Source organism: Psychrobacter sp. 1Y6 (assembly GCF_052258385.2).
GTDB lineage: Bacteria > Pseudomonadota > Gammaproteobacteria > Pseudomonadales > Moraxellaceae > Psychrobacter.
In genome coordinates this window covers 264255-276786 of the sequence record NZ_JBQQEW020000001.1, presented here as the reverse complement: position 1 = coordinate 276786, position 12532 = coordinate 264255, and the positions used below count along the sequence as shown (strand labels likewise).

Genomic DNA, 12532 nt, shown 5'->3' with positions numbered 1-12532 from the left:
TTATGTCTGTATTATCTGTATAACATAAGTATCGTATATCAGAATTATAAATATAAAGAGTGCTTAATGACAGATTACAGCGTAATGAAAGAGTTAACTTTTTCTAACAGAGATGAGTTCACACGTAAGCCTATCGCTGAAAAAATCATTAAACTCTTGGACTCAGATATTGATGTCTCACCACTTATCATCGACGGTAAATGGGGTACAGGTAAAACTGAGTTTTGCTTCAAGCTTAAAAATCTAATTCAAGCACATAATCCCAATAACTATAAAGTTGGCTACGTGAACGCCTTTCAAGCTGATCATGCCAATGAGCCACTGTTAACACTTATAGCTGAGGTGGCTAGTTTCTATGATGAAAAAGATGAAAAGCGCAAGAATTTTGTAAAAAATGCAGTTCCTTACTTAAGGCTGATTTCTGGTATAGGTCTCAAAGCAGGGTTAGGATTTGCATTCGGTAGATATGCGGCAGATATTCCTGATGCACTAGTAGATGGAGTAGAAGAAATAAAGGACGGGTCAAAATCTCTTATCGACCAATCACTTGAGTCTATGATTAAAGACCAAGTGGAAGCTGAAAAGAATTTATCGACATTGCGTGATGCTCTATCAGATATTGCTTCCACAAACCCTATCATTTTACTGATTGACGAGCTTGACCGTTGTCGTCCAGACTTTGCAGTAATGATGTTAGAGACCATCAAGCATGTGTTTGATGTAGATAATGTACAAATTATCTTAATTACTAATGCGGAACAGCTGAAAGCCACTATAAAACATAGTTATGGTAGTGAAACCAACTCCCACGACTACCTATATAAATTTTTTAAGTATCAGATCAATTTACCAACTTCTACAAAAGATATCGAAGGAAGGTCTATTGAAAACAACGTTACTTATTTTAAAACCATAGTACAGGCAAGCAAAGTCATTCCACAAGAATTTAAAGATAATAAATTTATCTATGAGATTCCAACTTTCTTGAATCTCAGTAAATTATCACTTCGTAATATTGAACAAATTGCACGTTGTATCGAAACCTTGATTATTTTTGAAGATAAAGATAAAAGCAAATCTCTAAATCCCGAGCGATTAATTATGGTGTTTTTATCGTTTATTTATATTTCTGACAAAGATTTGCTGATGCGCTTAGCGAACAAAGAGCTCATGGCTACAGAATTTCTTGGTGTCGTAAGCTCTAGTGTTCTAGATATACCAAGCGATAATATCTTAGATAATGCTACAAAAAGCTTTGTATTAATCCTCTTTAGCAAACTAGTCAAAAATCAAGTTATTAGGATTCAGGATGGTAGTGGGTCAGAAATACAGAAATTAGTGAAGAAAATATTAGATAGATCAGACATTAACCTTTCTATCGACTATAGAGGCATAAGTGACGAATCTTATCTTTACAAATACATCGATCATACTATTAACAACCTCTTACTATTCGATATCGTTAAGTAGTTATTTTTATTATGTTGTTCAATAATATCAGGTCAAAGTTGGGTCGTAGCAAATACGTATATCAGGTATAATTGGTCACTTTTAAAAGACTAAATATAAGAGCCTATGACCCAGCCAACTGCTAACTCTAAAGCTTCTGACACTACCTTCAATCACTCCCCCAAAACCCTAAACTCCTTCGCCCCACGCCTACTCGATTGGTTTGCCGAAAACGGTCGCCATGATTTGCCTTGGCAACAGCATCAAACCGATACGCCCAACCCTTATATCGTTTGGTTATCCGAAGTCATGCTCCAGCAAACGCAAGTGACCACTGTACTGCCCTACTTTTCACGTTTTATGGCGTCGTTTCCGACCGTGCAGGATTTGGCCACAGCAGAATGGGATTTGGTTGCTGAGCACTGGGCAGGTCTTGGCTACTATGCGCGCGCCCGTAATTTGCATAAAGGTGCTAAGCAGTTGGTTGAGATCGTCGATGAAACGGGCGAGTTTCCACAGACACTAGCAGGATGGGAAGCGATTTCAGGCGTTGGGCCATCGACTGCTGGTGCAATTATGGCGATGGGATTACATCGTTATGGTGTCATCTGTGATGGCAATGTCAAACGGGTATTGACGCGCTGGGCAGCGAATGACGGTGACATCACTAAGTCTGCTACCACCAAAGATTTATGGGCATTGGCAGAGCGACTGACACCGACAGAGAACTCAGGACTATTTGCGCAAGCCATGATGGATATGGGGGCGACATTATGTACCCGTAGCAAGCCTGCCTGTCTATTATGTCCATTGAAAGAAGACTGCCTAGCCCATGCGCAAGGGCGCGAGACTGATTACCCCGTCAAAGCAAAAAAGCAGCCCAAACCTAGTAAATTCAGTGATGCACTGCTGCTCGAAAGTGCAGATGGTGAGATATTATGGCTACAACGCCCTGACAACGGCATCTGGGGTGGATTATGGAGTTTGCCTTTACAGTTTGTGGAAAAAATTGACGGTAAAACGAACACTAAGGCTACTGTTAAAAAGACGCTAGCTAGTGATGATAAGCCATCAAACACAGTAAACGATATCCGTAGTAATGAAAAAGTATACGAAGCAGAATTTACCACTGCTGAGCAAATCATTAATGAGTGGCTCATAAAAAATGAACTGGTGGCAAAATCAGTTAGCAATACCTTGCTCGATGACGCCCCTATTAAGCATTCGCTGACGCACTTTCACTGGTATTTGACCCCGCGTAAATTGACGATTGACGCAACGCAGGTAACTGAACTAAATCAAAAATTAGCAGCGGCTGAAATCGACTTTAAGTGGTTAACCGAACAAAAAGCGCAAGACAGCCTAGGACTGCCTCGCGCGATGGTTAAGATCTTAGAGTAAAAAGTTGCAATAAAAAAGCAACTCACTATTAATAGTGAGTCGCTTTTTTTATTCAAACATAAAGATAACTGGGTTTAAAGCACCCTAAGATTTTGGCACACGTAAACGCATGAGGCCTTCTTGTTGCACGGTGGCGACCAGTTTGCCATCTTGCCAAAACTGACCATGATTCAAGCCTTTCGCATTAGACGTGGTATCACTCCACATGTCATACAGCATCCATTTATTCAAATCAAAATCACGATGGAAATGCATCGAGTGATCGATACTGGCAGCTTGTAAACCACTGGTCATAAAGCTAACACCATGTGACATTAGCCCTGTACCAACCAAATAAAAGTCCGACGAAAATGCCAATAGCGCTTGCTGAATAGCCACTGGCTGATTGCCCAATTCACGAATGCGTAGCCAGTTTGCTTGCTTAGGCTTCATTGGTTCTGGGCTAATCGGATTACGCGGCTTCACTGGCTTAATCTCGACATGACGGCGGCGCATAAATCTTGCTTTTAGCGCTTCTGGCACTTTTCCGACATTCTCTTCTTTTAAATCTTGCTCTGTCAGCAAGTCTTCTGGCGGTGGATAGACAGGCATGTCTTCTTGATACTCAAGCCCATCTTCCATCGGTGAAAACGAGGCAATCATTGAAAATATCACTTGCTCAACAGGCGGCTTACCACGTACTTCTTTGTACTGAATAGCCGTGACTTCACGTGCAGACAAGCTACGACCATCACGCAAACGACGAACTTGGTATATCACCGGTTGGTTGATATCGCCACCACGCAAAAAATATCCATGCAGTGAGTGACAAGGTTTGTCTTTATCTAATGTATGCGCCGCTGCCATAATTGCTTGAGCGAGCACTTGCCCACCAAATATACGACTGCCCACATAGTCATGGCTTTTACCCTCAAACACATCAGGGGTAACTTCAATAAGCGCGATAGTAGCCAGCAGCTCATCAATCAGTTGTAGATTATCGGACATGACGATATGTTTCCTTATTTTTATCAAAAACGCTCAGCATCTGATGATATTGATGCCATATAGCCATCATATTTGAATGTAAAATAATGCGAGATCACTTGTTAAGATCTGTCGAAGGAGACCTTAAAATAAACATACAGACATCGTTAGCGATGTTATCACCGAATATTTATTTTCTATAGAAAAGGTAAACATCTTACCCAATATTGGTGGCTTTGACTAGTTGAGTATTGGGGATACAAGTCATATTAAATATATAATAAATACTCAGTCAAGGAGCTAAGATTTAAATACCAACAAACTATAACTTTAGTTGACTTTCTACTAAAGTTATAGTGTAATGCTATTACTTCTGGATAAGAAGTCGTAAGTTTCATGAGAAACTGGCAACGCTGGATAGCGTTTAAACTTAAAATTCTCGGATGAGGATTGGATATAAACTAATGAGTTATTATGGTTAATAACCTCTCCTCTCCTAATATTCCATTTAGGAGATATACAATGTTGAACTCAAACACCGCAATCATCAAACTTAGTAGCTTTAGTGAAACCGATACAAGTAAATCTGATTACGTCGGCTCTGTTCGTGGCTATTTGAAAGCTATCGACCTTCCAAAAGTAACAAGCATACTAAACATAGACTCTAATCCTAGAAAACCTAAGGAAAGTAAGGTAACTAAAGATATTGCTGCGTCTATAGAAGACTCTCCAGGCATATTTCATCTAATGTCTAAAGGTTTACTACTTTCATGTTCAGAAGCTACTCTTTTAGATAGAGGCCGTATTCGTATCGACACTAGAAATACTGACTACTCTAAGTCTGGTATTCTAGATGGTGGTCATAATATGTTTGCTATTCTAAAACATTTTCTACTTACTTTAAATTACGATGTTTCTAAACTAAAGAAATGGGACGATATCATTTTAATATGGCGCGAAAATCAAGATGAAATTATTCAAGCTACCTCGAATAATGAAGATAAAATCCTTCAAAACTCATTAGATTTTTTAATACCTATTGAAGTTATATACCCTAAAGATCCAGGAGATGAACACTCTCTTAATGAATGGGGTATTACGCATAGTAATATTACGCATGCTCGTAATAACAATGCAGAATTAGTTAACGCTACAAAAGATAATCAACAAGGCTATTACGAATATCTGAAAGATGTTTTGCCTACAGAAATTCGGGACTCTATCCAGTGGAAAACAAATGGCGAAGGTACAATTAGAGTTGCAGATGTTTTAGCTTTAGCTCTCATTCCATTAAGTATTGTACCACAAGAGATAACTGGGGTTAATTTACCCGCTAACTTGGTAAAAATATATAATAGTAAAGCTTACTGCGTAGATACTTTTAAAGAGATATTAGATAGGAACGGTAGTAAGATTGGCGGAAATGAGTTTGAATTAGAAAACCCAGCAATTAAGAGTGCACTTGGTTTGATACCTGAGATCCTTCGAATTTACGACTATATTTATGCTGAATACCCCAAGGCTTACAACAAAGACGGCAGTTTCGGAAAAATGGAAGTTGTTAAGATTTATGATACTGAAAAATCGAAGGACGGTGGTAGTAAATACTTGAAAAGACAGCCTAAGACTAAGTTCCTAAGTGAAGACTGTAAATATAGCTATGCCGATGGATTAATTATTCCTCTCGTAGTAGCTATCAAAGAATTGATATATTTTGACCCTCAATCTCAGTCTCTAAAATGGAAGGTCACAGACCCTATCAATTTTCTAAAAGAGAACCTTGATCCTATTTCAAAGATTTACGGTATGGTAATTAGAATGGCTAACTATAACCCGCAAAAAATCGGAAAAGATTCTGGTAGTTATGAGTTAGCTGCTAGTGCGCTCAGTAGTAGAATTTAGCAGCACTAATACGTTGACTGTAAAAAAAGCATACTACTTTAAAGTAGTATGCTTTTTTTGTTTTTATTACAATGGATTTATGGCTTAACTGCTACGAGTACGCGAATAGAATCCGGTACTAATGACAAGTTACCAAGTGCTTGCTCACCTTGAGCTTTAAGCTGCTCTAGACGCTCAATCTCTTCAGGACGTACGTTTGGATTGATCGTCTGTAGATGTTTTAGACGCTTGATTTCACGTGACCACTGCTGGCTAAAGCGGCTACTTGCTTGCTCACCAATCTCAGCAATCTGCTGACGAGCAATGTCTTCAGCTTCGTAATAACGCTGCTCAATCACATCGCCGCGTACTTTAATGACTTGGCGAGCACGGTTTTTATCCAATCGCTCAACGTGCGGCATAATCATCTCAGCACTGATACGAGCCGATAAATCACTGCCCTGCTCACTGATAAAGACACGGATATTTTGTGTGGACAAAGTCGCTGGCAGATTGAGCACTTTTGGCGCGATTGCTTCAACACGGAAGTTCACCTCTAGCAGTACCATACCTTGCGGAACCGCGGCACTTTTTAGCATGGCAACCGTGGTGTTACCAAAGGTACTAGTGCTCGCTAGCTCATAAATCGCACGCATCAATGGATGCTCGTGAGTGATAAACTCGATGTCTTCACGTTGAAGCGCTTGCTCACGCTCAAAAGTCAACGTCATACCGTCTTCATCACCAAGTGGCAAACCATCAATATAGTCGCTAATTTCGGTGCTATCGATTGGTGCGATCACCCACGAGCCATCACGTTGAATGTTGTGATCGATATTGGCAGACGCAAAGAAACGCTCGATAAAGTGTGGCAGCAAATTATTACCATCAAAGTCACGCATAGCATCGGCGATACGACCTGCGACACGCGGACGGCATGAGTTGTACTCTAGCAGACGGTCACGACCAGCTTGTAGCTGTGCTTCTAGCCCCAAACGTGTCTGTAGCGCCTCGTCAATGATGTCTTGCAAGATGACATTATTTTCAGCGGTATCAGCACCCTCAAGCATTGGCTTGAGCTCTTGGATATATTGCTCTTGCACGCTTTGGGCAGTTGGCGATATCTGATTGAACATGTTCAGCGCATCGTTATACCACTGATACAGACGCTCTTGCGCTGTACCTTGTACATAAGGCACATGTAGCATGATTTGCTGAGTCTGACCGATACGATCTAGACGACCGATACGTTGCTCTAACGTATCTGGATTAGCAGGTAGATCCCATAGTATCAACTGGCTTGCAAACTGGAAGTTACGACCTTCTGAACCAATCTCTGAGCATAGTAGTATCTGCGCGCCTTCACTATCTGCAAAGAATGCGGCCGCTTGGTCACGCTCAAGCAAAGTCATTTGCTCAGTAAATATAGCTGTCTTAATGCCCGCATGCAGACGCAATACCGCTTCTAAACTCTCTACCGTCGCACCACTACGAGCGATTAATAGCACTTTTTGATGCTTAAGCTCACCGCGCAAAATATCAATCAACCAAGAAACACGTGGGTCATCTTCTAGCCAGCCACCATCTGGTTGGTTTTCTTCGCCCCATAGCTGCTCACGCAACTTACCATTGGTTTGATAGCTGTCTTTCCATGCCTCAGGAAGTGGCAATGGATATGGCTGGCTACTGCGGCCATAGAAACCTTTCACACTCTCACGAGTATTACGGAACAAAATACGACCTGTACCATGACGATCTAATAGCTCGTTTAGCGCATGTGTACGCAGTTTTTCATCTTCATTGATTGAAGATAGTTCTTCAATACTAATGTCTAGCAAGCTACTCAAGGCAGCGATTTGGCCTTCATTCAATGGCTTTTCTTCTATCAAGACACCAGCAACTGCTGCTGTCTCTGCAAAAGCTTCTTGCCCATCGATAAATTCATCCAAATCATCAAAACGATCTGGATCAAGCAAACGCAAACGGGCAAAGTGACTTTGCGCACCAAGCTGCTCCGGCGTTGCTGTCAATAGCATCACACCCGGCGTTTCTTCTGCGAAATCTGCAATCAAGTCATACTTATCATTGCCGCCCTGTGCTTCATCCCAATGCAGATGATGCGCTTCATCAACAACCAATAAATCAAACCCTGCATCCATCGCTTGGTCATATAAGTCTGGGTGATCGAGTAACAGATCCATGCCACCAATGATACATTGCTCAGTGGCAAAGACGTTTTGTTCAGGGTCGTGTTCTTTAATAGCTGCAGTACGCACCAAGTCAAACAAGGCAAAATTCAGATTAAAGCGACGACGTAACTCAATCATCCATTGATACTGCAAACTATCTGGCACCAAAATCAACACACGTTCAGCTTTGCCTGTTAGCAACTGCTGATGAATAATCATGCCCGCTTCGATAGTTTTACCAAGGCCAACCTCATCAGCCAGTAGTACACGCGGCGCGATACGCTTGCCGACTTCATGTGCGATATATAGCTGATGCTCGATGATATCGACACGTGCACCCATTAGGCCTTTTAGTGGATGACCTGCCAGCGCCGACTGCATGCGCAAGATATCTTGACGCAGCTCATACCAGTCACCACGTTCAATACGGCCAGCAAGCAAACGCTCAAGCGGCTTGGCCAACGTGATATTGGCAGCAAGGCGGGTTTCCATGATGCCGCGCTCGTGCTCATCGACGCCATATTTCAGTACGCCCATTACTTCATCAACAGCATTGACCGTATAGCTTTTGCCATCTTGATCGTAGATGCTATCGCCTACTTTAAATACCACGCGCGATAATGGCGCAGAGTTTTTTGCGTAGACGCGTGTCTCTTCACTTTGCGGAAATAAAATATGCACACATCGGTCGTCAACATCGATGACCACACCTAAGCCAAGCTCAGACTCCGTATCAGATAAATAACGTTGACCAACGGCGAATTCAGTACTGTGCAATGAAGCAATAGAGATAGTCATAAGGCGATGTCTTTTGTACTCAGATAATGAAATTTAGATAGCAATGGTAGATTGTGTTAGCGGTAAGATTACAAAGAACTTAAATCGTCAATAGACGCAAAATAAATGTCGTAATCTTAGTAGAGCCAGCAGCTCAGTCACACCATTATATAACGTTAGCGGGTAGATGAGTGCGTTAAGTTGAATTTTCAAGAGGCAGCTTGCGATAGCTATGATTTTATCAGCTATTTGATCGTTACTATGTCAGACAAATACACGATTGTTAAATAATACAGATTATCCTATTTTATCAGCAGCTTATATCTATTCGATCGATATTTGGCCGATTCGTTTTTGACTAAAAATACCAACGTGCTACATTAAGCCGATAAGGATTCATGCAATAGCCGTTTATTCGCTAACTATCTATAAGACAACAATAAGTAAGGACTAGCCATGCAAGCCGTTTTTTTAGATAAAGGTACGTTTTCTGAAGGTATTGACCTGCCAGCGCCAATAGGTGTGAGCGATTACATCACTTATAACGACACGCCAAAAGACACGTCTGTCATCATTGAGCGTTGCAAAGATGCTGATATTATTATCACTAATAAAGTACAAATCGGTGCGGAAGTGATAGAGCAACTACCGAAACTTAAGCTGATCCAGCTGACTGCTACTGGCATGAACAACGTCGATCAAGAGGCTTGCGATAAGCACTGTGTTGCGCTGTCCAATGTCGCTGGTTATGCGGTCAAAAGCGTACCCGAGCATACCTTTATGCTCATGCTGACAGCGATGCGTGCTGGTATTCATTATCATCAGAAAGTCGCTGATGGCACATGGCTGGCAAACGGCAATTTTTGCCTGCTAGATATTCCGCTGATTGATTTGGAGGATAAGACGCTAGGTATTATTGGTATTGGCACTATCGGCAAGCGCGTGACCGAGATTGCTCGTGCCTTTGGTATGACCGTACTATGGGCAGAACACCAAGGACGCGAACCACGCAGCGACGACTATACTGCGTTTGATGAAGTGCTAGCACGTGCGGATGTGATCAGTCTGCACTGTCCATTAAATGAAAAAACTGAGCATCTTATTAACAAAGATGCTCTGGCGAAAATGGTTAAACAGCCGCTCATCGTCAACGTCGCACGTGGCGGCATCGTTGATAGCCAAGCATTAACTGACGCGATCAATAGTGAGCAAATCATCGGCTATGCTAGCGATGTGTTTGAACAAGAACCGATCGCTGACGATGACCCATTGCTCAGTATCAGCGACCATCCGCGAGTTATCTTTAGTCCGCACAATGCATGGGGCAGCAAAAGCGCCCAAGAGACCTTGTGGCAGATGTTAAGCAAGCAAGTGGCCGATTTCATCGACAACCATCATCAATAATTACCAAGATACTAACGACTAAACCGTAACCAGTCGTCTTTTATCTTACGATACTTAAGCATGATTCGATCGCTTAGATAGTTGTTGGTCACGAACCAAGGATAGCGCTCGCCTTGCTTAGGTAGCTCGTCTTTGCCGCGTCTGACATAACCAGACGATAGCGAACCCATTACGGTATCTGCTTGAGCACAGGCTGTCATATCGTCAGTCTGTGCTTGTGGCATGGCGACTTGATAACGGTTTTTATGCATATATCCCAGCAGCCTCACTACATACTGACAAGCCAAGTCAATTTTAAGCGTCCACGAGGCATTGGTATAGCCAAACAGTGCCGCCAGATTAGGTATGCCTTCTATCATAACCGCTTTGTAGGTCATACGCGTGCCAATATCGACAGCTTGACCATCGATATATACCGCTGCCCCGCCCAACATCTGTAGCTTTAAGCCAGTCGCGGTAACGATGATATCAGCGTCGAGATGCTGGCCAGATTGCAGCATAACTCCTGTTTCAGTAAAGTGGCTGATTTGATCGGTTACCACTGTTGCACGTTTGTCCTGCAGGGCTTTGAATAAATCACCGTCAGGTACCGCGCATACTCGTTGATCCCACGGATTATAGTCAGGCATAAAATGGTTGCTATCAACGCCGCTACCCTTTAACTCTTTTTTTACTCCATTTTTTAAGACTGCCTTCATCACCTTGGGTGCATGAGTCGCAACTTTGTACAGGCCTTGTTGCCGTAACACATTGCGCGCGCGTAATACCGTATAGGCCTGCTCTTTTGATAATGGTGAAAACTTGCCAGATAGCCAATCAATAGCATGATCATCACCCGGCACGCTTGCCACATAGGTCGGCGTACGCTGCAGCATCGTGACATGACGCGCACACTGAGCACCGTCCTGATCTACTAGCGCAGGTAGCAACGTCATCGCCGTGGCACCACTACCAATAACGACGACTTTTTTATCATTATAGTCTAGATTATTCCAGTGCTGTGGATGGACGATTTGACCGTGAAAATCCTCCTCTCCTTCAAAATGAGGACGATAGCCTTGCTCATAATCATAATAACCAGTGGCACCTACGATAAACTTGGCAGTCTTAACAAACCTCTCACCGTTTGCATGATTTTTGATGGTTGCTGACCACTGTTGATCCTCACTAGACCATGATATCTGCTGAACTTCATGCTGATAGTGGATATTTTCGGTCACCCCAAACTCGCGTGCCGTATCGGCGATATAGCGCTTGATATCATCGCCTGCTGCAAGCATTCTATAATCAAGCCACGGCCTAAAGTTATAGCCAAAGGTCAAGGCGTCAGAGTCAGAGCGAATCCCGGGATAGGTAAATAAATCCCATGTACCACCCAAATCAGCACGCTTTTCTAAGATAGCAAAGCGCTGTAGAGGTTTTTGCTTATTAGTCGAACTTACCTGCTTTGGCTTTTGGGGAGCTTTATGGCCGAACAGGCCTTTGTGCTGCTGTTGCTGTAAACGGCAAGCCATACCAATACCTGCGATACCCGCACCGATAATCAATACCTCATAGTCGGCTACCTTATCCGTCTTTGACTTTTTACCTTTAAAGCGGTTTTTGATGGCCTGTTTGGTAGTGGTGATATCAAGCATACTTTCATCCTTGTATTTGCATGACTGGCATTTTATAGCTGGCTTTATAGCCGTTGTTTATCGCATCTATTGACAGCAAGTGGCAAAATCTAACGATTTAAAACGGGCAGGGACTTTCCCAGTCCATCCAAGCACCCAGTACTGGATGCTTTAAACGCAATTGCTGTGCATGTAAGTTGAGCCTTGGTGCTATCTCTAGTGCGGCACCTTCAGCATAAATCGGATCGCCAATCATCACATGATCGACATGGACCATATGTACGCGTAGCTGATGGCTACGACCCGTGACTGGCTTTAGCATGACACGAGTGACTGCCTCACCATTACAGGTTTCGTGAGCCACAACTTCGTATAGCGTCAGCGCATGCTTTGACCAGTCGTGATCGACGATATGGCGCGGTTTGGTACTTGGCTCATAGCGTACTGGCACTGATATCTCACCAGTTGCGCCGACCTGCTCCCACTTACCAAAAACACGTGCTTGGTATTTCTTTTGCGGTAGACGCTCGATGAATTGCTTACTGATATTGGTTTGCGCTGCTGCATTTTTTGCAAAAATAAGCAGTCCCGACGTGTCCATATCTAAGCGGTGAATTAATTTGACGGCTGGATTGGCACGCTCAAGACGAGCAAGTAGGCTAACTTTGAGTGTTTTACCATCGACGCTTAATAGGCCTGCAGGTTTATCTACCACCCAAATATCATCGTCTTCATAAACCGTAATTTCTTGCGCAAAATTTTTAAAGAACTCAAGTGGATAAGCGCTTTCTTGGGCATTGAGGGCGTTTACTTCTTCATCGGTAAAAGGCATAAAATTAACTACTTATG

At 42.7% G+C, this 12532-nt stretch carries 8 protein-coding genes; 4 read left to right on the top strand and 4 right to left on the bottom strand.

Annotation, left to right across the window (positions count from 1 at the left end; all coding sequences use genetic code 11):
• The first annotated feature begins 66 nt into the window (after positions 1-66).
• Together ACTXGF_RS14805 and mutY are read left to right on the top strand one after the other, a co-directional pair.
• Entirely contained in the window at positions 67-1470 is a 1404-nt protein-coding gene (locus tag ACTXGF_RS14805; protein ID WP_443534944.1) for a KAP family P-loop NTPase fold protein, read from the top strand.
• Between the two features lie 105 nt (positions 1471-1575).
• Positions 1576-2850 carry an A/G-specific adenine glycosylase gene (gene mutY / locus ACTXGF_RS14800; RefSeq protein WP_443534946.1) on the top strand — a complete coding sequence of 425 codons (1275 nt, stop codon included), beginning with the start codon at positions 1576-1578 and terminating at the stop codon, positions 2848-2850.
• Between the two features lie 84 nt (positions 2851-2934).
• On the opposite strand, the gene ACTXGF_RS14795 is transcribed toward mutY, so the two are convergent.
• Positions 2935-3837 carry an acyl-CoA thioesterase gene (locus tag ACTXGF_RS14795; protein WP_057761915.1) on the bottom strand — a complete coding sequence of 301 codons (903 nt, stop codon included), beginning with the start codon at positions 3835-3837 and terminating at the stop codon, positions 2935-2937.
• Between the two features lie 501 nt (positions 3838-4338).
• Here ACTXGF_RS14795 and ACTXGF_RS14790 point away from each other — a divergent pair.
• Positions 4339-5718 carry a hypothetical protein gene (locus ACTXGF_RS14790; RefSeq protein WP_443534948.1) on the top strand — a complete coding sequence of 460 codons (1380 nt, stop codon included), beginning with the start codon at positions 4339-4341 and terminating at the stop codon, positions 5716-5718.
• A 77-nt stretch (positions 5719-5795) separates the two neighbouring features.
• Here ACTXGF_RS14790 and rapA read toward each other — a convergent pair whose 3' ends face one another.
• Positions 5796-8684, bottom strand: coding sequence for an RNA polymerase-associated protein RapA (gene rapA / locus ACTXGF_RS14785; RefSeq protein ID WP_185156624.1), 2889 nt, complete (start codon positions 8682-8684; stop codon positions 5796-5798).
• A 435-nt stretch (positions 8685-9119) separates the two neighbouring features.
• Here rapA and ACTXGF_RS14780 point away from each other — a divergent pair, with 435 nt between their 5' ends.
• A complete protein-coding gene (locus ACTXGF_RS14780) occupies positions 9120-10067 on the top strand; it encodes an NAD(P)-dependent oxidoreductase (RefSeq protein WP_443534950.1) in 948 nt (315 codons plus the stop codon).
• An 11-nt stretch (positions 10068-10078) separates the two neighbouring features.
• Here the strand turns inward: ACTXGF_RS14780 and ACTXGF_RS14775 are convergent, their stop codons facing one another.
• Together ACTXGF_RS14775 and ACTXGF_RS14770 are read right to left on the bottom strand one after the other, a co-directional pair.
• Positions 10079-11581 (bottom strand): flavin-containing monooxygenase, encoded by a 1503-nt coding sequence (locus ACTXGF_RS14775; protein ID WP_443535082.1) that lies wholly within the window; start codon positions 11579-11581, stop codon positions 10079-10081.
• Positions 11582-11801: 220 nt separating this feature from the next.
• Positions 11802-12515: an RluA family pseudouridine synthase gene (locus tag ACTXGF_RS14770; protein WP_443534952.1), complete on the bottom strand. Its 714-nt coding sequence runs from the start codon at positions 12513-12515 to the stop codon at positions 11802-11804.
• Between the last annotated feature and the right edge of the window lie 17 nt (positions 12516-12532).